We start from the raw sequence: 20,340 nt of genomic DNA, 5'->3' as shown, positions 1-20,340 counted from the left end.
AAGTAGAGAAAGAATACTAAAGTCGAGAGAGTAAAGGGGAGGACGAAATGAACGGGTTACAATCCATTAAAAAAGTGTTGGTAGCAAACCGTGGAGAAATTGCAATTCGAATTTTCCGAGCATGTTCTGAGTTACATATCCGAACAGTGGCTGTATATTCTAAAGAGGATTTAGGAGCTTATCATAGATATAAAGCCGATGAAGCCTATCTGATTGGTGAAGGAAAAAAACCAATTGATGCGTACCTAGACATAGAAGGTATTATTGAAACGGCAAAGCTACACGGAGTGGATGCAATCCACCCAGGTTACGGATTCTTATCTGAGAATCTTCAATTTGCAAAACGTTGCCATGAAGAAGGCATTATTTTTATTGGTCCTGAACTTGAGCACCTTCGGATGTTTGGAGATAAGGTTCAAGCGAAAGAACAAGCGTTAAAAGCTAAATTGCCAGTAATCCCAGGTAGTGATGGTCCTGTAAATGGCGTTGAAGAAGTTGAAGCCTTTGCTAAAGAACATGGCTATCCCTTTATTATAAAAGCGTCACTTGGTGGTGGCGGTCGAGGCATGAGAATTGTACGAGCTGCAGAGGATCTGCGTGAATCATATGACCGTGCGAAATCTGAGGCGAAGTCTGCCTTTGGAAATGATGAGGTCTATGTTGAGAAATTTGTAGAAAATCCGAAGCATATCGAGGTTCAAATTCTTGCCGATAAACACGGCAACATTGTGCATTTGTACGAGCGAGATTGTTCTGTACAACGCCGTCATCAAAAAGTGGTTGAAGTGGCACCAAGTGTTTCGTTAGGTGAAGGTGTGCGCGAACGGATTTGCGAAGCAGCAGTTCAACTGGCTGAAGCGATAGGGTATGTGAATGCTGGTACCGTTGAATTTCTTGCAACTGAGAATGGTGATTTCTATTTCATTGAGGTGAATCCACGTGTTCAGGTAGAGCATACGATTACCGAAATGGTGACGGGAATTGACATTGTTCAATCGCAATTATTGATTGCAGATGGTGAAAAGCTTCACGATCCAAAAATGGGAATTCCGGCACAAGAAGATATTCAATGTAGTGGATTTGCCATTCAATCACGTGTAACAACAGAGGATCCAGCTAACGGATTCTTACCGGACACAGGACGAATTAATGCATACCGTTCAGGTGGAGGCTTTGGTGTACGTCTTGATGCAGGGAATGGGTTCCAAGGCTCTGTCATTTCACCGCACTATGATTCCTTGTTAGTAAAAGTGTCTACGTGGGCTTTAACATACGAGGGCGCCGCTTCAAAAATGCTGCGGAACCTGCGTGAATTCCGTATTCGTGGAATTAAAACAAATATCGCATTTCTAGAAAATGTAGTACGTCACGAAGCCTTTTTAAATGGCTCATATAATACATCATTTATTGACACAACACCTGAGTTATTTATCTTCCCTAAACGAAAAGACCGCGGAACAAAAATGCTTACGTTCTTAGGAGAAACAATTGTTAACGGATATCCAGGAATTGATCAAAAGAAAAAGCCAAACTTTGAAAAGCCAGTTGTACCAAAAATCAATCCAATTGAGGAAATGCCACGTGGGTCAAAACAAATCCTTGATGAACAAGGACCTGAAGGCTTGGCTAAATGGGTGAAAGAACAAAAAGATGTCCTACTTACAGATACAACGTTCCGTGATGCGCATCAATCACTTCTTGCCACTCGTGTACGTACACATGACTTAAAGAAAATAGCAGAGCCTACAGCGCGACTGTTACCTAATCTATTTTCAATGGAAATGTGGGGTGGAGCAACATTTGATGTGGCTATGCGATTCTTACATGAGGATCCTTGGGAGAGACTGCTTGTCTTAAGAAAGCAAGCACCAAACGTGCTGTTCCAAATGCTGCTACGTGCGTCGAATGCTGTTGGATATACAAATTATCCAGATAATGCTGTTGATGAATTTGTTTCAAAATCTGCCTCAGCAGGGATCGATGTATTCCGTATCTTTGATAGCTTAAACTGGGTCGAAGGAATGCGTCCTGCAATCGAATCTGTCCGCAAAACAGGAAAAATTGCTGAAGCTGCAATGTGCTACACGGGAGATATTACAGATCCATCAAGAACGAAGTATGATCTTAAATATTACGTAAACCTCGCTCGTGAGCTTGAGTCTGCGGGAGCGCATATTTTAGCCATTAAAGACATGGCCGGGCTACTTAAGCCAGAAGCAGCTTACACACTCGTATCTGCATTAAAAGAAACCATCGATATCCCTGTTCATCTGCATACACATGATACAAGCGGAAATGGAGTGTATATGTATGCGAAAGCGGTGGAAGCAGGAGTAGATATCGTCGATGTGGCGATTAGCTCAATGGCAGGTTTAACTTCTCAACCTAGTGCAAACACGCTTTATTACGCACTTGGCGGCTCAGAGAAGCAACCGAATGTTAATATTAATGCTCTCGAACAGCTTGATGAATTCTGGGGTGCAACAAGAAAATACTATCAAGGCTTTGAAAGTGGCATGAATGCCCCTCACACAGAAGTGTATCAGCACGAGATGCCAGGTGGTCAATACAGTAATCTTCAGCAACAAGCAAAAGCAGTTGATCTTGGAGAGCGCTGGAACGAGGTTAAGAAAATGTATCGTGTCGTTAACGATATGTTTGGTGATGTTGTGAAGGTAACTCCTTCTTCTAAAGTTGTAGGAGATATGGCTTTATACATGGTTCAAAACGATTTATCAAGAGAAGATGTTTATGCTAAAGGGCATTCTCTTGATTTCCCTGATTCCGTTGTAGAATTCTTCCAAGGACAGCTTGGACAACCGTATCAAGGGTTCCCGAAAGAGCTTCAGGAGATCATTCTTAAGTCTCGTAAGCCAATTGAAGGTCGTCCAGGTGCACTACTTGAACCAGTTGATTTTGAAGAGATTCAGAATAAGCTCTTTAAACAACTGAATCGACAAGTAACAAGCCACGACGTATTGTCTTATGTAATGTATCCAAAAGTATTTACAGAATTCGAGCAATTCCGTGACAGTTTTGGAGATGTATCGGTACTGGATACACCAACCTTCTTCTATGGTTTAAAACCAGGCGAAGAAATTGAGGTAGAAATCGAACAAGGAAAAACATTAATTGTTAAGCTTGTTTCTGTATCAGCTCCAAGAGATGATGCGAAACGCATTGTGTACTTTGAGTTGAACGGTCAGCCGAGGGAGGTCTTAATTCAAGACCAATCTGTTCAGACAAAAGTAAAATCTCGTCCGAAGGTTGATAAAAACAATGAAAAACAAATCGGTGCCACAATGCCGGGAACAGTGATTAAAGCTCTTGTATCTAAAGGCGATCAAGTGAAAAAAGGTGATCACCTACTCATTACTGAAGCGATGAAAATGGAAACGACGGTACAGGCCGCGTTTGATGGTGAAATTAAGGATGTCTTTGTATCCGACAATGAACCAATCGCAACGGGAGATCTACTAATCGAATTCGTTTAAACAAACAAAAAAAGAGGATCAAAGCAAATGCTTTGATCCTCTTTTTTATTAGGCTGATCGTTTTCTGAACAAGATCATGGTCATGTAGGCTAAGCATGTAAATAATAAAGATACTAGGACTGCATGAGTCATACCAACCTCAAGGAACTGGTTAAGACTCAAAACAATCGTAATTCCACTTGAAAATTGACCAATCACGAGTAAGACTGAAATCACACTTAACCATTTAATGGTTCGACTCTGACCAAACTTTCTAAAGACCCATACGAGTAAAATGATTAAAAGAATAAGCATGATTGTACCGAATATTCGATGGAAATATTGTGGAGCTACAGTCCAAAACGCATCAGGAATCCATTTACCGTTACAAGTGGGGAATCCGGCACATGCGAGAGTAGAGTCTGTATGCTTTACAAAAGCACCGGTATAAATAACCGCGTAACAATACAATAAGACAGCCAAGACATATTTACGAAGCCCTTTACTATTATCAGGCGCAGCAGGACGAGGACCTTTTTTGGAATCCTCGAAGCTTAAAATAATCAATAGAACTACGGATGAAAGAGATAAAGCTGAGAAACCAAAATGCAGAGCCATAACTAACGGTTGTTGACCAAAGACAACAGCTCCGGCTCCCATCAATCCTTGCAAAATAATCATAAAAACAGAAAGAATCGCTAAAAATCTAGCTTCACGAACATGCTTTAATTGCTTCCAAGCCCAAAATGCCAGAATAATGACTAAAAATCCAGCTAAACCCGATACAATTCGATGTGTATACTCAATGACGGTTTCAATGGCAGGATTTAATGGAACAACCTCACCAAAGCATAGTGGCCACGTATTTCCACAACCTTCGCCAGATCCCGTTTTTGAAACGAGTGCTCCCTGGATAAGGACTAGTAGCACAAATAAGGCTGTAATAACTCCAAAAACTTTAAATCGCTTATGCACGTTCTTCACCTTCTAATTAAAAATAAATTCGTAATAGGTTGCTCTCTATTGATGATAGGTATGCAGCAAGCAAAAGTCAATTTTACAGCAAAGAACATTTTATGACGGTTTTTAAATGTGAATATCATGTGAAAATGAGGTTTATGATGAAACTAATCTCATAATAAGCTATAATGTAAACGTATACTGGTTATAATTGGCGATCTATAAGCACATCAGGAGGTGAATGGCGTAAAACAAGCGGATTCTGGGGTATTTCAGTCTACTGCTTATGATTACTTATAGATTATTGAAAGCCTTATCAGATGGACTTTATTTTACCGTTGTTTTGTGTATGCAAGGAAGCTACAGAGAAAAGAAAGGACAAACATTTAGAGAAAGTGAGGGAATGCTGATGAAACAAGTAAAGGCTTGGAGTGGGCGGTTTGGATTCTTAGCAGTCATTTTTCTTTTATCAGGCTGTTTTGGAAACGAGAACTTGTCGGCTTTAGATCCGAAGGGACCTCAAGCACAATGGATCTATGACAATATGATTCTGTCATTATACATAATGGCATTTGTCACCTTGGTGGTTTTTGCGATTTTCTTCTATATTATAGCGAAATTCCGTCGTAAAGAAGGAGATAACGAATACCCGAAACAAGTACACGGAAGCACAGTGTTGGAGATTACCTGGACGGTTATCCCAATTCTACTACTATTAGTTCTGTTTGTTCCAACCATTATCGGAACGTTTGATTTTGCAGAAAGCCAAGCGCCTGAAGATGTAGAGGACGCCGTATACATAGATGTAACCGGTCATCAGTACTGGTGGCAATTTGATTACGAGGAAGGCTTCACAGCAGGACAAGAAGTGTATATTCCAACAGGCGAGCGCGTTTACTTCACGTTAAATGCAACGGATGTCATTCACTCATTTTGGGTACCGGCACTTGGAGGAAAGATTGATACCGTTCCAGGTATTGAGAATACACTATGGCTTGAAGCAGATGAACCAGGTACGTATATGGGGAAATGTGCAGAGTTATGTGGTCCATCTCATGCACTAATGGATTTTAAATTAATTGCTTTGGAACGTGATGATTATGATCAATGGGTAGAGGATATGGCGGCGAAAGCAGATGTGGAGCAGCCAGAGGATTCTTCTGTTCAGCAAGGGTATGAAGTATTCCAAGAAAACTGTATTAGCTGTCATGCTGTTAGTGGTCCTGGTTCCGCTTCAGGTCCAACATTAACAAACTTTGGTGATCGAAACACCATTGCTGGATATCTTGATAATACAGATGAACAGTTAAAAGCGTGGATTCGTAATCCTGATGACTTTAAACAAGGAAACAACATGGTTCCATTCCCTGAGTCTGAAATCTCAGACGACGAAATGGACTCGCTTGTTGCGTACTTACGCTCATTAAATGTTCGTGACGGAGAGAATGCAGAGTAATAACGGAAAAGGAGGTATGAAACATTGGCAGCTGTAAAACAAGAGAAAAGCGTCATAATGGACTGGTTAACAACGGTTGACCACAAGAAGCTAGGAATCATGTATTTAATTGCTGGAACCTTATTTTTCTGTAAAGCCGGGTTAATGGCCGTGTTTATGCGGATTCAATTAATGGTTCCTGGAAATACATTCCTAAGTGGACAAACGTTTAATGAATTTATTACGATGCATGGAACGATCATGCTATTCTTGGCGGCGACACCTTTGTTGTTTGCTTTTATGAACTATTTTATTCCTTTGCAAATCGGGGCACGTGATGTTGCCTTTCCATTTGTAAATGCATTAGGATTCTGGATTTTCTTATCTGGAGGACTATTGTTAAGTACAAGTTGGTTTTTTGGGGGCGGGCCGGATGCTGGTTGGACAGCATACGTACCATTGTCAACACAAGATCGTTTAGGAATTGACTTTTACGTACTAGGGTTGCAAGTATCGGGGATTGGAACGCTAATCTCTGCCATTAACTTTCTAGTGACGATTGTTAACATGCGTGCACCTGGAATGACGATGATGAGATTACCATTGTTTGTATGGACTTCTTTCATCTCTTCTACACTTATCTTATTTGCTTTCACACCACTTGCGGCAGGACTTGCGCTATTAATGCTTGAGAGAATCTTTGATGCGCAGTTCTTTGTACCAAGTGCGGGAGGAAATGTGGTAATCTGGCAACATATTTTCTGGATCTTTGGTCACCCGGAAGTATATATTCTCGTTCTTCCTGCGTTTGGAATTATCTCTGAGGTGATTCCGGCCTTCTCTAGAAAACGGCTATTTGGTTATACGGCCATGGTCTTTGCAACGATGATTATCGCCTTTTTAGGATTCATGGTATGGGCTCACCACATGTTTACAGTGGGAATGGGACCTGTAGCTAACTCTGTATTTGCGGTAGCAACCATGACCATTGCTGTTCCTACAGGAATTAAGATCTTCAACTGGCTGTTTACGATGTGGGGCGGTAAAATCACATTTAATACGGCGATGCTGTTCGCTTCATCCTTTGTTCCAACCTTTGTATTAGGTGGGGTAACGGGGGTCATGCTTGCAATGGCACCAGTTGATTACTTGTACCACGATACGTATTTTGTTGTTGCTCACTTTCACTACATTATTGTAGGTGGAATTGTGCTTGCGTTATTTGCTGGGCTTTTTTACTGGTATCCGAAGATGTTTAATCATAAATTAAATGAAACACTTGGAAAATGGTTTTTCGCTTTGTTTTACATTGGGTTCCATCTGACGTTCTTCATTCAGCATATTTTAGGATTAATGGGTATGCCAAGACGAGTCTATACATATCTAGCAGATCAAGGTCTGGATGCGTATAATATGGTCAGTACGATTGGAACGTTCTTTATGACAGCTGGGGTTCTTCTCCTAGTTGTAAACATCATCTATTCAGCATTTAAAGGTGAACGAGTAACGGTTGCAGATCCATGGGATGCTAGAACGCTTGAGTGGGCTGTTCCTACACCTGTACCAGAGTATAACTTTGCACAAACACCTCAAGTTCGTTCTCTTGATCCGTTATTCTATGAAAAAATTCACGGAGACGGAACAATGAAACCTGCAGAACCAATTGATGAGATTCATATGCCAAATGGATCAATTCTACCGGTCCTGATTTCCATTGGTCTTTACTTTGTAGGCTTTGGATTAATCATGCTTGAAATGGAGAATGCATTATTTAATCCATGGATTGTAGTTGTAGGTGGTTTTGTTATTACATTTGGCTGTATGGCTATAAGGTCAATTAAAGAAGATCATGGGTATCATGTACCAATTGATCAAATTAAGCGTGAATTACCAACAAAGGGGGAAAAGTAGAATGTCAGGATCAGTTGATTTATCTAATGGTCTCCCGTCGCATCCGGAAAGAGCTACCCTTGAAGGGAAAAATAAGTTCTTGGGATTTTGGTTTTTCCTTGGTGGAGAAACGATTTTGTTTGCAACATTTTTTGGAACATACCTTGGACTCCGAAATGGTACGGCTGATGGTCCCACATCAGCTGATATCTTCCACCTTGAGTTAGTTTTCATTATGACCATGCTACTACTAACAAGTAGTTTGACGAGTGTGCTAGCTATGTCAGCGATGAAGAAAAATAACTTCCGTTCGATGATGATTTGGTTAGTGATTACGGTTGTGCTTGGTCTTGGGTTTCTTGGGATGGAAATCTATGAGTTTTATCAGTATGTAAATGAGTATGAGTTTGGATTTACAACAAGTGCCTTTGCGAGTGCCTTCTATTCTTTAGTAGGACTTCACGGGGCTCACGTAACATTCGGATTATGCTGGATTACCTTGTTAATCGTTCGTTACGCTCGTTCTGGTATCACGTTAACAAATGCTCCTAAGTTCTACGTAGCGAGCTTATACTGGCACTTTATCGACGTTGTATGGGTATTTATCTTTACAGTTGTCTATCTTATGGGTGTAGGAGGTGGATCGCATGGCTAATCATTTAAGTGAGCGCTTTGAAACAAGTGCCATGACAAATGAAGAGAAACGTTCTCATAAAGCTGAGATTAAAAAGCAAATTGTTGCGTTTGCATTAATGATCGCTCTAACCTTTATGGCCTTTGCTGCAGTGGCAACAGATTTTGTTCCACGAACGCTTGCCATCCCGTTCATTTTAATCCTGGCGGTTGTACAACTTGCTCTACAGCTTCTGTTCTTTATGCATATGAAAGATAAAGATCACGCATGGGCGAACGTCTTTATGATCACAGGAATCTTTATTACGCTTCCAACCATCGTTGCACTTATGCTGTTAATCGGTGTAACCAAATATTAATTCATGCAAGATAATTGGAAGTAAATGATTGGTCAACTTGAAAATGGCGAATGATTCTATAATTGAATCATTCGCCATTTGTATTTTTAACAAAAAAGATTCGTGAAAGTTCATCAGATTGTGACGCCTTCGTTTGTTTCAGGGAACTGTAACAGTGTATACTTCTAATTAGATTGGACAGGTTCTATTTGAAAAGGAGAGGTCAAGGTGTCAGAAACGGTATCAACTCATAAGAAAAGAAATTATAAACCACTTATTATTATTGTAACGATTATTGTAAATGGATTAGTTGCTGTGCTCTCAGGTATGCCTGGTTACGAAAACTTTGATGCATTTGATGTAAAGCTATTACCAATGTTTAATGCGATCTTTAACAGTTTTACGTTTTTATTTTTGCTTGCTGCTTTAATCTCAATTATTAAACGGAAAGTAACATGGCATAAACGGTTTATCTATGCTGCGTTTACAACAACAACGTTCTTTTTAATCACGTACGTCGCTCACCACTTTTTATCTACATCTACGGCTTACGGTGGGGAAGGATTTCTACGTTACTTTTATTACTTTATTTTAATTACTCACATTGTACTCGCAGCTGTGATTGTACCGCTAGCGCTTACTACAGTGACAAGAGCCTGGAATATGGAAAACGAGCGTCATAAAAAGATTGCTCGCTGGACGATGCCTTTATGGTTGTATGTAAGCTTTACAGGCGTTTTAGTTTATCTAATGATTGCTCCTTACTATTAAGGAGCAACCCAAAAAGCACGACCCCAAAGTAGGGTCGTGCTTTTTAATATGAATAATAAAAAAAGTGAAACTAAACCTCTTGTTCAAGCGTATGTTTTAGTAGATCCAGTTTTGATTTGGCTTTTGTCACTACAGAGTCAGGGAAGGTTTCACCTGCATATTCCACTCCATGTGGATAATAATGTTTGCCTAAGAGCGGTGACATTAACCGACAGATGGTGTCTTTTCTAGGGATATCGCCTTTGATTGAATAGATCGGTACTCTTACATAGTATGTATCGCCTTGATTTACAATCTTATAATCAAACATTGCGCGTTCATAATCCCACTGTTCTCCATGTACAAAGCCACATGCATTTGCAGCGTGCTGGATATGTTCAAACTTTACTTCTTGTCCTTCGAAACCGGTTTCATCAAATTTCATAATTATTACACCCCTTTTAGTCCTGCATGTTTTCTATAATTATGATAGTATGAAATGCATCAGCTTGCAATAAATGAATTGTTTTTCTTTTAACCAAACAGAACAAAGGCGTATAAAACTCCTATTCTACGTTTAAAGACAATAGTTTACATAAGTAGATAAAGGGAAGTAGAGAAGAACTACGAACTTTTTTGTTAGGGTTATGACAAAGGAGTGATGAGATTGCGTAAACGGCTAGGGTTGTTAGCCGCCTTGGTACTGATACTCGCATTAATGCTAGTAAAGGTAACAGAGAGAGATGAGGTTCAGCGTTGGTACGCGGCATCACCTTTTAAACAGGAACAGCTTCATGAGAAGCAAGTACCCTCAGATGAAATCTTGGGTAGTCGGACAAGTCAATCTGGAGTTGTACTAGAGAACATCATAGACATGTCTACAGATGAGCTGAAAGAAACATACGGTGAACCAGAGAGAAAAGACCCTTCGTCGTATGGTTATGATTGGTGGATTTATCCGATTGATAACACGTCCTATCTTCAAGCAGGGGTTGAGGATGACCAAGTAGTAACTTGTTATTATATGGGAGACGAACTAGCGGATGAACCATTTAATGGTCCACTCACGTATGAACGTCTGTCAGCAGAATCAGACTTTGAATCAACAATTGAAGTTCAATCAGAAGATGGTACCTTTAAGTTTATCTTAACAGAAGCAGACATTCAGGCTAGACCTTTAATTCCTTATGGTGAAGATTGGTTACAATTGTATTTTGACATACATACCGGGGAGCTTTCTACAGTCAGATTGTTAACGACCGATATTCTTCTTAGACAGAAGCCTTATGACATGACGTACCGTGGAACGTTACCTGAAACCATAGAGCTAACAAAGGATGAATGGAAAGTGGTTGAAGCAGGGGAAGAGAAACAAATTTTTGATTTAACAAACCGAATTCGAAATAAACATGGACTTGAATCCTTCACATGGAATGAAGATGTACGAAACATCGCTTATAAACATAGTCTTGATATGATTGAAAATGACTATTTTGATCACATTTCACCAACTTACGGAAAGCTTGATGCACGATTTATTGCAGGGGAAGTTCCATTTAAGACAGCAGGGGAAAACATTGCACTTAATTATGTTGATGGTGCTGCAGCTGTTGAAGGTTGGCTGAATAGTGAAGGACATCGAGTGAATCTTCTACACGAAGGATTTACAGAACTCGGGGTTGGGGTCTATCAGAGAAGTTTCACTCAGAATTTTTTGACCCCAGCTGAATAAGTTACCTTACTTTGATTTTGCGATGACCATAAACGTACCGTTTGCGGTTGCTACGAGTTTTCCGCGGTCATCTACAACACGTGCTTCTGTTACACACAATTGTTTGCCTTGATGCGTAACAGAAGCCGTACATGATAAATGTGATCCTTTTCCGGGGCGTATGTATTGAACAGATAAGTTTGTTGTAACGGCTGTCTGGTGCTCAGGTAATAACCGGTGAACCAATGTGCCCATTGTTGAATCGGCAAGTGTAGCCGTAATACCTCCATGCACAATATCAAGTGAATTATGTATGATTGGATTAATGGGAATGGTGATCTCAAGCTGTTTATTCGCAAATGATTTCGTTTCCATCTTAATAAGAGCTGACAAATAGGACCCGCTGGTGTCCTTTTTTTGTTGTAAATTTGTCAGGATTGACGAAAGGATTTCTTTATCTTGATCAGATGCTGATTGTAGATACTGTTCAAATTGAGTCTGTATCGATTGATTTGTAAGGTGTTCCATACTAAAAACCTCCTGAGAAAATAATAACCTTGTTTATTGTAACAAAAAAACACAGTTGTTTTAAAAAAAGATGAACCTTGGACTAGGCATTCTTCTAGAATAGTACTATAAATGAAAAGGTGGTGAGGTAGACATGGAGTCCTCACATGAACTACATCCTAGTGTAAAAGATTTTAAAGCGTTTGTTCGGGAGCATCCGATGATTATGAACGATGTTCGGCTTGGTCAAAAGTCACTTCAATCCTTTTACGAAGAATGGAGTATATTAGGGTCTGACCATAGTCAGTGGCAGCCTTATAAATCACCTGAGTCGTATGAGGAACCTATACATGATGAAACAAAAACACAGCAACAAGCAAATGAATCAAGTCAACAAACAGATCCTAGCACGGCTTCTGAGTTTATGGGGCAAATCATGGGTATGGTTAAGAAAATGAATGTCCAGGACCTGCAAAATCATCTGGCACAGTTTAGTTCAGTGCTCGGAAACGTTCAGACCCTTATACAAGGCTTTCAACGTACGGAAGGTCAAGAGCAGCGATCAAGTTCGGATCAACCGTTTTCTTTCAGGCGGGATTAAGATGAGGGAGGGCTTGGATGAGACCTGAGATTATTCGCATGTTTAACGAGAATCAGGAATTTCGCTTATTTGTTCGTCAGCACCCACAATGGTATCGCACCTTATCGCGGGATCCATCGGCCGTTCAGGCACTTGAAAAAGAAGCGAATCGGTTTTACGGTCGAACATTTCCTCAGCGTGTGGAGAAGATGCAATCAAACCTTGGTCTCGCTATGATGATGATGGAGATGCTGAAAATGGGTCAGGATACAGTTGCACAAACGCAGGAAACCTTCAACTCGTGACGGTTTCCTGTTTGTGATGGTTATCGTTTCAGTCCCAGATAGTTGGCAATTTCTTCTTCCACGGAGACATTTAACTCCTGGAAGCCTTGGTTCCCGAATAATGTGTTAAATTCAAGGATGTAGTAGTGGTTATCAACAACAATTAAATCAAACCCAGCATGGTCAATGCCAAGTGTCCGAGCCGTGCGTACGGCCACCTCTACAGCTTCTGGTGGGATATCGTCAAAATAAATACGTCCACCTTGAGCTACATTGTTTTTGAAGGTATCCTTGTTTTCACGCCAGTAGTAAGCAATCGCCTTTTCACCAACAATACATACGCGCAAGTCACGTTCGATTGGGAGAAATTCCTGAATATAATAAGTAGGGTTTTGATCGCTATACTCACGAAACTGTTGTTCATTTTCAATTAAAAACACGCCGCGTCCCATTGAGCTTCGGATCTCCTTTGCAACAAATGGGAACGGAAACTCATCAAGTACCTTTTGAAACGTATCCCTGTTACGACCAAGAATCATCGTTTTTGGAACATGCTCTGGGACAACGCTCCACAGTGCTCGAGTCATTTCAATCTTATTAAACCCTAATTGAATCGACTGTATACTAGGGAAGATTCGCTTTTTCAGTCCGTATACAAGTGAATTTACCTGCCAGTTTTCAGGGAAGAGACAAAGGTCTGCTTCTTCAATCCGTTGCTTCTCCAAAAACATATTCTCGGGCTTAATATAATGCTGATTTTGAATACCAATTGTTCGAAATGGATTAAACGAAATTACATTCATTTATAGATCCAACGCCTTTCTATGCTCAACTAAATTCAATGAATTATAGTTCTGCATGCGCGCGTTGTCAATGGCATGAACGAAGGTTTGGGTAAATGTTCTTATATAGGTATGAACACTGTTAAAGACGTGCTATACTTCTTCGTAGGGGGTGCTATGATGCTCGCTACCATAAATGAAATGGAGCTATTAACGGAAACAGATGCGTTAAGTGAAGTCATTTTACAATCTGAACCCGTTGCAGAATATATAGAAGCTAGAAGTCAGCTTCATGCAGATCCTGAAGCTCAGTTATTAATTAAGGCATTTAATGATCTGAAGGAACTGAATGATGAAGTACAGCGCTTTGGTAAGTATCATCCAGATTACGACCGTGTATCCAAAGAGATTCGACAAGCCAAGCGTAGTATGGATAAACATGAACGCGTTATTGCGTTTAAACAAGCAGAAAAGGAATTAGAAGGCTTATTAAATGAGATAAGTGGAATTGTCGCTCATGCTGTTTCAACAACAATAAAGGTTCCAAGTGGGAATCCGTTTTTCGACAGTATGTCTTGCAGCGGAGGCTGTGGATCTGGCGGCGGTTGTAGCTGCGGATAATAAGTGTTTGGTGTAACTAGCTAATGGCGAATGGTACGTCGTAACGTATGGTTCGCCATTATTTTTTTCGGATCTCTCTCACGCAATCTGTACATTCATTTCCACAGCAGAACATTTTTCCGCTTGGTGGCAAAAAGCGCATTCGAAAAATATGGCCTCCCGTAATGGAGCGAACCGGTGAACATTCATACGTAATTTTTTTATTGTGGCAAATATGTGCTGCGAATGTGTTAATAAGGCGCTCTAGCTGATCAGCTGGTAACTCTGACTGGATGTAAAGAAAGCAAAATCCACTAATAAACCGTTTTTCTACTTGAAGCGGTAATAACTCTTGAATTAAACTGGAATAGTACATGGTAAACAAGCATGTCACTCCCTTCATTTATACATAAATAAAGTTCGCAAGGTTGTTCGTTGTAAACGAGAAAATGCTCGTGATAAGATACGTATGACATAACTAGTAAGGAGAGTAAGATGATGATGAATGGACAACGTCAAGGGATTGTTGTATGGTTAACCTCCCTAAAATTTGCTAGGCAGCTAAGACGATTTGGAAATGTTCATTACGTCTCCAAAAAAATGAAATACGTTGTTTTCTATTGTAACCAGGATCAAATTGAAGAAACAATGGAAAAGCTTCGTAGTTTTCATTTTGTACGTGAAGTGAAGCCGTCAATGAGACCATTTATAAAAACCGATTACCAAAATGCAAAACCTGATAAAGCAAAAGAGTATGATTATAAAATGGGTATCTAAACCAAGTGGTGTTCCACTTGGTTTTTTTGTGGAAATCTACGAAAAACAGAGGCTGCGTTTGAACGAAAGACTTAAATAAGAGTAACAGGGGAGAATACGTGAGTAGATCACTTGATTGTTTCGTCCGGCGAAATATATAATAGATCTACGAGGAAGTGATCGGGATGGAATCATGGAAAAGAAATGTGTGGATCCTAGCTGGGTGCACTTTTTTAGTGATGAGCGCCATGTCAATGATTATGCCCTTTCTACCTTTATATCTGAGGGAATTAGGACTTACAGATCCTAAGGAAATTAGCTTGTGGGCAGGCGTGATTTTTGGTGCCAATTTTTTAACAGCCTTTATGTTCTCACCTTTTTGGGGAAGGCTTGCGGACCGTAGAGGACGTAAATTAATGATTTTACGCTCTGGTTTTGGAATGGCTATTGTCATTAGTTTGACAGGTCTTGCGGCCGGTCCGATCAGTTTGTTATTTTTACGATTATTAAATGGCGTCATATCGGGTTTTATCCCAGCTGCCATTGGACTAGTTAGTACCAATACGCCTAAAAAGCATACGGGCTATGCACTCGGTATTCTGCAATCAGGAACAGTAGCAGGTGCGATTGGTGGACCGTTGTTTGGTGGTGTAATGTCACAAGCATTTGGTTATCGAATGGTTTTCTTTATTACAGGTGCGTTTATTCTTATAGCGGCCATTGTTGTTTCTATATTTGTCAAAGAAAACTTTTCACCTCCAGTAAATGAAGAAAAAACAAAAACGAGTACGATCAATGAATTTAAAAAGATTACCTCAAATCGACCAGTCTTATCTATTTACGTAGTGATTCTAATGATTCAACTAGCCATCATGGGTGTTAATCCACTTTTATCTTTATATGTTGAAGAGCTAACACCAGCAGCGAATGTATCTCTGTATGCTGGTATTGTCGTGTCAGTCACCGGGTTTGCAAACTTTACGACTGCCGCATGGCTTGGAAGAATGAGTGACCGAAAAGGTGCACACCGGACACTTGTGTATTGTTTAATGGGAGTCGCATTGTTCACAATCCCTCAAGTATTTGTGACACATATCTGGCAGCTAATCATTCTCCGATTTTTTGTCGGTCTTTGTCTTGGGGGACTTCTTCCTGCTGCTAACACATTAATTCGTATGCATGCACCAAAAGGAATGGAGAGTCGCACGTATGGATTTTCAAATAGTGCCATGTATTTAGGTTCGATGGTAGGTCCAATCATTGGGGGTTGGTTAGTTAGTCTTTACGGAGTCAGAGGTCTGCTATTAACAACATCAATCATTTTAATTTGCGCAGTTGTATTAGTGAAGTTCAAAATTATGGAGCCTGCTGAACAAACCTTTCAACGCGATCAAAAACGCAGTTTAAAACAATCAACAACGTAAAGAAAGACGGAGTCCCTATGCGGAATCCGTCTTTTTAGTTGCTAACATTAATCTACCTACCAATTTAATGGTGGCAAGCAATGATTCACTCTGAACACGCCAATTAAGTATTGCTCGTACAACTCTTTTTCCGCAAAATCCTTTGAAGGTCTTACTTCCAATTGGCGAACTCGTTTTTGCAATGACTCAGCAAGCTCTCTAAATTCTCGAACGCGCTTACTTTCAATATTTTCTTTTATACTAATTCCTTCACGGCAGTAATAAATGGGCATAAATCCCGCTTTTGTAGCTGGATGTAGGATGACTGCAAGTGAAGCTCGCTTTTGATTGTTTAATGTTGTTTCAAATTGAACGAATGCAGCCACACGTTCTTTATTGGTTGTGGCCAATTCAAGTAATTCGTAAAAATCCCCGTATCCTTCTCCAAGTTCAATAAAACGCTGGATCATTGTTAGCACACTCCTCTACCATCTCTTAATCACGTGACAATATAGCACGAATACACGCGTTAGTCGAGATAAAAAAAGCCGCAGTCAAAGTGACTGCGGTTGCCTATACTCAATTTAATATGAGACAGGCTATGGGAGAGGAGAAACCGGAGAGAGCTTATGGGGAAAGTAAGTCTTCTCCGTGGTTGTCACAACATGAAAACATGCTGTTACCTGGTAGTATGGGCTAACTATAACTAAACTATACATGGAATAACACAAATCATTTTCATGATATAATAGAATAAATAAAAGGCTTCACACGAACAATAAAGGCTAGGTGACTTAGATGCGCATAATTTCTGGAAATAAAAAAGGGCTACCATTAAAGGCTGTGCCAGGAAAAGGGACAAGACCTACAACTGATAAAGTAAAAGAGTCTATTTTTAATATGATTGGTCCTTATTTTGATGGAGGAAATGGACTTGATCTATATGCAGGAAGCGGGGGACTAGGAATTGAAGGCTTAAGCAGAGGGCTAAATTCTGTAATCTTTGTCGATCAAGATAAGAAAGCCATTCAGACCATTCATGATAATCTAACATTTACAAAGTTAGAAGGTATGGCAGAAGTCTATCGAACGGAAGCCGATCGAGCCTTAAAAGCCATTATAAAAAGAGAATTATCGTTTGATACGATTTTTTTGGATCCTCCCTATGCAAAACAAACTCTCACTCGGCAACTTGAAATCATCGATGAGCACAGCTTATTAACATCAACTGGTGTGATCGTAGTGGAGCATGCGAGTTCTGTTAAACTCCCATCACAAAGTGGTCGTTTAATCGTGCAAAGAATCGAACAATATGGTGATACAACGATTACAATCTGGGCGAATCGTTCAGAAAGTGAAGGTGGAACGTTATGACGTTAGCTGTTTTCCCAGGCTCGTTTGATCCAATTACACGAGGGCATATTGATATTATTGAGAGGGCTTCTCATGCCTTTGGAGAGGTTCGAGTGTTACTGGTTCATAATTCAAAAAAACAGACGCTGTTCAATGTAGAAGAGCGGTTACAGTTAATAAAAGAGTCTATAAGCCATCTCCCTCATGTCACGGTTGATTCATATGAAGGATTAACAGTACAATACGTTAAACAACAAGGTAGTCGTGCCATGATTCGTGGGTTACGCGGATCTAGTGACTTCGACTATGAAATGCAGGTTGCCTCGATTAATCGTCAATTTGCTCCGGAAGTGGAAACCTATTTCTTGGCGACGAGTGCTGAGCTTGCATTTATCAGTTCAACGATTGTGAAGGAAGCGGCAAAGTATAAACAGCCGCTAACGAAGCTCGTTCCCGAAGCGGTTGAGAAAGCACTGATTGCTACTTATAGTTAAGAACCAATTGCTTACGGGCTTTTATGGCAATATAGAGTACCAGTCCAAAAAAAGTGATAAAAGGTGAAAGCTGCAACCATTGATTCCAACCAGTGACGAGTAAGTCAATGTGTGGTTCCATCTGGTTTGAGCTAGGAAAAAACGTTTCATGTGACGTTCGATTTACATAAAGTGGATTCCATAGTAACAGAATAAGAAAGGCACTAAAGCAACCATGCAGAACACGTCCTATAAAGAATGGTCTAAAGCGTAAATCTGTTTCTGAGAGAATACTTGCTACTTGAGCTTGGATCGAAAAACCACCAAACGCAATAAAGAAGCTGGCAACCACTACTTTTTCTAAGAGCTGTGCATCTGCGGTTGAGAGTAAGTGAGCGCCGGAGGTAATTTCAAATAAACCGGATATAAAAGGCATGCTTAATTGAGAAGAAAGTTGAAAAAGAGAAAACAACCAAGAAACGCCTTGAGCGAATATGTCAGTAAAGCCGCTGATTGAAAGCATTTTATTGACGACCGAAAATAAGATAATAAAACCACCAACAAGTAATAGAGTCCGAACTGAGGATTGAACGGCGTCTCCTAGAAGTTGTCCAATCGGTCGACCATCTTGGATTCGCTCCATGTGCATACGGGAGAAGGCTTCTTTTAAAGAGAAACGACTTCGTGTTTCAACGGAACGCTCATTTCTTTCTTCCTTTCGTCCATAATATCTCATTGATAAGCCAACGAGGATGTTTCCTAAATAATGAGCGGCTGCAAGTAGTAAGCCGAGAGCAGGATTATGAAAAAAACCAACAGCAATCGCACCAAAGAGAAAAAGTGGATTTGAGGAATTGGTAAAGGCGGCTAGTCGTTCTCCTTCAACACGTGTAACTTTTTTCTGTTGACGAAGCCTAGCTGCGAGTTTGGCTCCTGCTGGATTTCCTGAAGCAAGCCCCATGGCCCAAACAAAGCTTCCGGCTCCAGGTACTCTAAAGATAGGGCGCATAAACGGTTCAAGGATGGTTCCTAAAAAGGCAACCACTCCAAAACCAATAAGTAGTTCAGACAGGATAAAAAAAGGTAACAAGGAAGGAAAGACAACGTCCCACCACATTCCCATACCACTTAGTGATGCTTCGAGTGCTTCTTTGGGGAACATGATCAAGGCAAATGCCATTAAGATTGCTGTCCCGCTAAATAACCATGTCTTTAAAACCGGCACATCTACTCCCCCTCAAGCTTGTCTCTTACGTATTCTTTACTATACGTAAGAACGATTGAAATAGACCAATGAATCACTGAGCAATGACGTCCTGCAAGGAGGAGATCCAAATGAACGAACCGAGAAAACCTTTAATTAGAAAACGATATCTGATTGTATTAGCTCTTGTTTTATTACTGAATGTAATTAAACTTCCTTATTACTATTCTCAGCCTGGAATTGCTCAAGAGCTGAACGATATGATTACTGTAGAAGGAACAAATGGAGTCGAAGAAGGAGCGTTTATGCTGACAACGGTGGAGATGGCAAGAGCTACGCCTTTGTACTACGTATGGTCCCTACTCAGCTCATACAGACATATCCTTCCTGAAGAACAAGTAAGAGGGACGGATGAAACTGATTCAGATTATCATGAACGCCAGAGGCTGTTAATGTCGAACTCTCAGGAGAATGCAAAGATTGCAGCGTACGAACAAGCTGGTGCAGAGGTAACGTATGAATATCGTGGTGTGCTTGTCACCAATCTCATCGAAGGTATGCCAGCGTCAAAAGAACTGAAAACGGGTGATTTAATTACGGAAGTAAATGGTACACCAACTCATACGGCGGAGGAGCTGCTAGAGCTTTTAGAAGGGTATTCAAAGGATGATGTTGTAACATTGACTGTCTCAAGGGACGAGGAACCACGATCAGTTGAACTAGCTTTTGAGCCTTTTCCAGAAGAGTACGAAGTAGAGGAAGGGCGAGTGGGACTAGGTATTCTATCCCCTGTAACTGATCGAGATGTCACGTTCTCGCCGGGTGTTACGATTAATGAAACAGATATCGGAGGACCATCTGCCGGACTCATGTATTCACTGGAGATTTATAATCAACTTGTAGATGAGGACATTACACACGGATACCGCATTGCAGGTACCGGCACAATAAATGATGAGGGCATAGTTGGACCAATTGGTGGGGCATCCCAAAAGGTGGTTGCAGCAGATAAGGCGGGGGCTAAATATTTCTTTGCACCTGATGCAAACGGACAAAATGGAACAAATTATGAAGAAGCGAAACACGCGGCAGAAGATATAGGAACGGATATGCAAGTAATTCCTGTACAAACGATAGAGGATGCACTACGTTTCTTAGAAGAACTCCCAGACAATAAAGAAGCATAACGAATACCCCCATACGTCTAG

22 protein-coding genes are annotated in these 20,340 nt (G+C 40.5%); 15 read left to right on the top strand and 7 right to left on the bottom strand.

Annotated elements, in window-relative coordinates; all coding sequences use genetic code 11:
- Positions 1 to 47: 47 nt before the first annotated feature.
- Entirely contained in the window at positions 48 to 3,494 is a 3,447-nt protein-coding gene (gene pyc, locus JNO66_RS06450) for a pyruvate carboxylase (protein WP_203087361.1), read from the top strand.
- 48 nt (positions 3,495 to 3,542) lie between these two features.
- On the opposite strand, the gene JNO66_RS06445 is transcribed toward pyc, so the two are convergent.
- Positions 3,543 to 4,457: a COX15/CtaA family protein gene (locus JNO66_RS06445; RefSeq protein WP_308807428.1), complete on the bottom strand. Its 915-nt coding sequence runs from the start codon at positions 4,455 to 4,457 to the stop codon at positions 3,543 to 3,545.
- Between the two features lie 385 nt (positions 4,458 to 4,842).
- Here JNO66_RS06445 and coxB point away from each other — a divergent pair, with 385 nt between their 5' ends.
- From coxB to JNO66_RS06420, 5 genes are all read left to right on the top strand, one after another.
- A complete protein-coding gene (gene coxB, locus JNO66_RS06440; RefSeq protein ID WP_203087359.1) occupies positions 4,843 to 5,889 on the top strand; it encodes a cytochrome c oxidase subunit II in 1,047 nt (348 codons plus the stop codon).
- Positions 5,890 to 5,913: 24 nt separating this feature from the next.
- Complete coding sequence (gene ctaD / locus JNO66_RS06435; RefSeq protein WP_203087358.1) at positions 5,914 to 7,779, top strand: cytochrome c oxidase subunit I; 1,866 nt, start codon at positions 5,914 to 5,916, stop codon at positions 7,777 to 7,779.
- 1 nt (position 7,780) lies between these two features.
- Positions 7,781 to 8,413, top strand: coding sequence for a cytochrome (ubi)quinol oxidase subunit III (locus tag JNO66_RS06430; RefSeq protein WP_203087357.1), 633 nt, complete (start codon positions 7,781 to 7,783; stop codon positions 8,411 to 8,413).
- Positions 8,406 to 8,750: a cytochrome C oxidase subunit IV family protein gene (locus tag JNO66_RS06425; protein ID WP_203087356.1), complete on the top strand. Its 345-nt coding sequence runs from the start codon at positions 8,406 to 8,408 to the stop codon at positions 8,748 to 8,750. Before JNO66_RS06430 ends, JNO66_RS06425 begins: the two co-directional genes overlap by 8 nt.
- A 207-nt stretch (positions 8,751 to 8,957) precedes the next feature.
- Positions 8,958 to 9,500: a DUF420 domain-containing protein gene (locus JNO66_RS06420; RefSeq protein WP_273753186.1), complete on the top strand. Its 543-nt coding sequence runs from the start codon at positions 8,958 to 8,960 to the stop codon at positions 9,498 to 9,500.
- A gap of 70 nt (positions 9,501 to 9,570) precedes the next feature.
- Here JNO66_RS06420 and JNO66_RS06415 read toward each other — a convergent pair whose 3' ends face one another.
- A complete protein-coding gene (locus JNO66_RS06415; RefSeq protein WP_203087355.1) occupies positions 9,571 to 9,924 on the bottom strand; it encodes a YugN family protein in 354 nt (117 codons plus the stop codon).
- A gap of 222 nt (positions 9,925 to 10,146) precedes the next feature.
- On the opposite strand from JNO66_RS06415, the gene JNO66_RS06410 reads away from it, so the two are divergent.
- Complete coding sequence (locus JNO66_RS06410; protein WP_203087354.1) at positions 10,147 to 11,211, top strand: CAP domain-containing protein; 1,065 nt, start codon at positions 10,147 to 10,149, stop codon at positions 11,209 to 11,211.
- Between the two features lie 6 nt (positions 11,212 to 11,217).
- Here JNO66_RS06410 and JNO66_RS06405 read toward each other — a convergent pair whose 3' ends face one another.
- Entirely contained in the window at positions 11,218 to 11,718 is a 501-nt protein-coding gene (locus JNO66_RS06405; protein ID WP_203087353.1) for a PaaI family thioesterase, read from the bottom strand.
- 133 nt (positions 11,719 to 11,851) lie between these two features.
- Here JNO66_RS06405 and JNO66_RS06400 point away from each other — a divergent pair, with 133 nt between their 5' ends.
- Positions 11,852 to 12,298: a YlbD family protein gene (locus JNO66_RS06400; RefSeq protein WP_203087352.1), complete on the top strand. Its 447-nt coding sequence runs from the start codon at positions 11,852 to 11,854 to the stop codon at positions 12,296 to 12,298.
- A gap of 17 nt (positions 12,299 to 12,315) precedes the next feature.
- The gene (locus JNO66_RS06395) at positions 12,316 to 12,582 is read left to right on the top strand and encodes a YlbE-like family protein (protein ID WP_203087351.1); all 267 of its coding nucleotides are present in this window, start codon (positions 12,316 to 12,318) and stop codon (positions 12,580 to 12,582) included.
- Positions 12,583 to 12,602: 20 nt separating this feature from the next.
- On the opposite strand, the gene JNO66_RS06390 is transcribed toward JNO66_RS06395, so the two are convergent.
- Positions 12,603 to 13,364, bottom strand: a complete 762-nt coding sequence (locus JNO66_RS06390) for an ATP-grasp domain-containing protein (RefSeq protein WP_203087350.1) — start codon at positions 13,362 to 13,364, stop codon at positions 12,603 to 12,605.
- A gap of 159 nt (positions 13,365 to 13,523) precedes the next feature.
- Between JNO66_RS06390 and JNO66_RS06385 the strand changes: the two genes are divergently transcribed.
- Positions 13,524 to 13,964, top strand: coding sequence for a YlbF/YmcA family competence regulator (locus tag JNO66_RS06385; protein ID WP_203087349.1), 441 nt, complete (start codon positions 13,524 to 13,526; stop codon positions 13,962 to 13,964).
- 58 nt (positions 13,965 to 14,022) lie between these two features.
- Here JNO66_RS06385 and JNO66_RS06380 read toward each other — a convergent pair whose 3' ends face one another.
- Positions 14,023 to 14,328 carry a hypothetical protein gene (locus tag JNO66_RS06380; RefSeq protein WP_203087348.1) on the bottom strand — a complete coding sequence of 102 codons (306 nt, stop codon included), beginning with the start codon at positions 14,326 to 14,328 and terminating at the stop codon, positions 14,023 to 14,025.
- A gap of 113 nt (positions 14,329 to 14,441) precedes the next feature.
- Between JNO66_RS06380 and JNO66_RS06375 the strand changes: the two genes are divergently transcribed.
- Together JNO66_RS06375 and JNO66_RS06370 are read left to right on the top strand one after the other, a co-directional pair.
- Positions 14,442 to 14,720, top strand: a complete 279-nt coding sequence (locus JNO66_RS06375) for a YlbG family protein (RefSeq protein WP_203087347.1) — start codon at positions 14,442 to 14,444, stop codon at positions 14,718 to 14,720.
- Between the two features lie 164 nt (positions 14,721 to 14,884).
- A complete protein-coding gene (locus tag JNO66_RS06370) occupies positions 14,885 to 16,123 on the top strand; it encodes an MFS transporter (RefSeq protein ID WP_203087346.1) in 1,239 nt (412 codons plus the stop codon).
- Positions 16,124 to 16,179: 56 nt separating this feature from the next.
- On the opposite strand, the gene JNO66_RS06365 is transcribed toward JNO66_RS06370, so the two are convergent.
- On the bottom strand, positions 16,180 to 16,572 hold the full coding sequence (locus JNO66_RS06365) for a DUF7147 family protein (RefSeq protein ID WP_203087345.1): 393 nt from the start codon (positions 16,570 to 16,572) through the stop codon (positions 16,180 to 16,182).
- A gap of 328 nt (positions 16,573 to 16,900) precedes the next feature.
- Between JNO66_RS06365 and rsmD the strand changes: the two genes are divergently transcribed.
- Together rsmD and coaD are read left to right on the top strand one after the other, a co-directional pair.
- The gene (gene rsmD, locus JNO66_RS06360; protein WP_203087344.1) at positions 16,901 to 17,476 is read left to right on the top strand and encodes a 16S rRNA (guanine(966)-N(2))-methyltransferase RsmD; all 576 of its coding nucleotides are present in this window, start codon (positions 16,901 to 16,903) and stop codon (positions 17,474 to 17,476) included.
- Complete coding sequence (gene coaD, locus JNO66_RS06355; protein ID WP_203087343.1) at positions 17,473 to 17,949, top strand: pantetheine-phosphate adenylyltransferase; 477 nt, start codon at positions 17,473 to 17,475, stop codon at positions 17,947 to 17,949. The genes rsmD and coaD overlap by 4 nt, the downstream gene beginning before the upstream one ends.
- Here coaD and ylbJ read toward each other — a convergent pair.
- Positions 17,936 to 19,153, bottom strand: coding sequence for a sporulation integral membrane protein YlbJ (gene ylbJ / locus JNO66_RS06350; RefSeq protein ID WP_273753182.1), 1,218 nt, complete (start codon positions 19,151 to 19,153; stop codon positions 17,936 to 17,938). The genes coaD and ylbJ overlap by 14 nt on opposite strands.
- 110 nt (positions 19,154 to 19,263) lie before the next feature.
- Between ylbJ and JNO66_RS06345 the strand changes: the two genes are divergently transcribed.
- Positions 19,264 to 20,319: a SepM family pheromone-processing serine protease gene (locus JNO66_RS06345; RefSeq protein WP_203087342.1), complete on the top strand. Its 1,056-nt coding sequence runs from the start codon at positions 19,264 to 19,266 to the stop codon at positions 20,317 to 20,319.
- Positions 20,320 to 20,340 lie beyond the last annotated feature (21 nt).

It is taken from the genome of Alkalicoccobacillus gibsonii, from assembly GCF_016798245.1.
Classification (GTDB): Bacteria; Bacillota; Bacilli; order Bacillales; family Bacillaceae_D; genus Alkalicoccobacillus; species Alkalicoccobacillus gibsonii.
Note: the sequence above shows the minus strand (reverse complement) of the source record. Positions and strands in the feature narration are given on the sequence as shown.

What these genes read in the sequence shown, in the direction of transcription:
- JNO66_RS06345 (WP_203087342.1), top strand. Translation starts at nt 19,264, where the DNA reads ATGAACGAACCGAGAAAACCTTTAATTAGAAAACGATATCTGATTGTA.
- JNO66_RS06400 (WP_203087352.1), top strand. Translation starts at nt 11,852, where the DNA reads ATGGAGTCCTCACATGAACTACATCCTAGTGTAAAAGATTTTAAAGCG.
- JNO66_RS06415 (WP_203087355.1), bottom strand. Translation starts at nt 9,924, where the DNA reads ATGAAATTTGATGAAACCGGTTTCGAAGGACAAGAAGTAAAGTTTGAA.
- JNO66_RS06375 (WP_203087347.1), top strand. Translation starts at nt 14,442, where the DNA reads ATGATGAATGGACAACGTCAAGGGATTGTTGTATGGTTAACCTCCCTA.
- JNO66_RS06390 (WP_203087350.1), bottom strand. Translation starts at nt 13,364, where the DNA reads ATGAATGTAATTTCGTTTAATCCATTTCGAACAATTGGTATTCAAAAT.
- JNO66_RS06430 (WP_203087357.1), top strand. Translation starts at nt 7,781, where the DNA reads ATGTCAGGATCAGTTGATTTATCTAATGGTCTCCCGTCGCATCCGGAA.
- pyc (WP_203087361.1), top strand. Translation starts at nt 48, where the DNA reads ATGAACGGGTTACAATCCATTAAAAAAGTGTTGGTAGCAAACCGTGGA.
- coaD (WP_203087343.1), top strand. Translation starts at nt 17,473, where the DNA reads ATGACGTTAGCTGTTTTCCCAGGCTCGTTTGATCCAATTACACGAGGG.
- JNO66_RS06370 (WP_203087346.1), top strand. Translation starts at nt 14,885, where the DNA reads ATGGAATCATGGAAAAGAAATGTGTGGATCCTAGCTGGGTGCACTTTT.
- JNO66_RS06405 (WP_203087353.1), bottom strand. Translation starts at nt 11,718, where the DNA reads ATGGAACACCTTACAAATCAATCGATACAGACTCAATTTGAACAGTAT.
- JNO66_RS06425 (WP_203087356.1), top strand. Translation starts at nt 8,406, where the DNA reads ATGGCTAATCATTTAAGTGAGCGCTTTGAAACAAGTGCCATGACAAAT.
- JNO66_RS06385 (WP_203087349.1), top strand. Translation starts at nt 13,524, where the DNA reads ATGCTCGCTACCATAAATGAAATGGAGCTATTAACGGAAACAGATGCG.
- JNO66_RS06365 (WP_203087345.1), bottom strand. Translation starts at nt 16,572, where the DNA reads ATGATCCAGCGTTTTATTGAACTTGGAGAAGGATACGGGGATTTTTAC.
- rsmD (WP_203087344.1), top strand. Translation starts at nt 16,901, where the DNA reads ATGCGCATAATTTCTGGAAATAAAAAAGGGCTACCATTAAAGGCTGTG.
- coxB (WP_203087359.1), top strand. Translation starts at nt 4,843, where the DNA reads ATGAAACAAGTAAAGGCTTGGAGTGGGCGGTTTGGATTCTTAGCAGTC.
- JNO66_RS06395 (WP_203087351.1), top strand. Translation starts at nt 12,316, where the DNA reads ATGAGACCTGAGATTATTCGCATGTTTAACGAGAATCAGGAATTTCGC.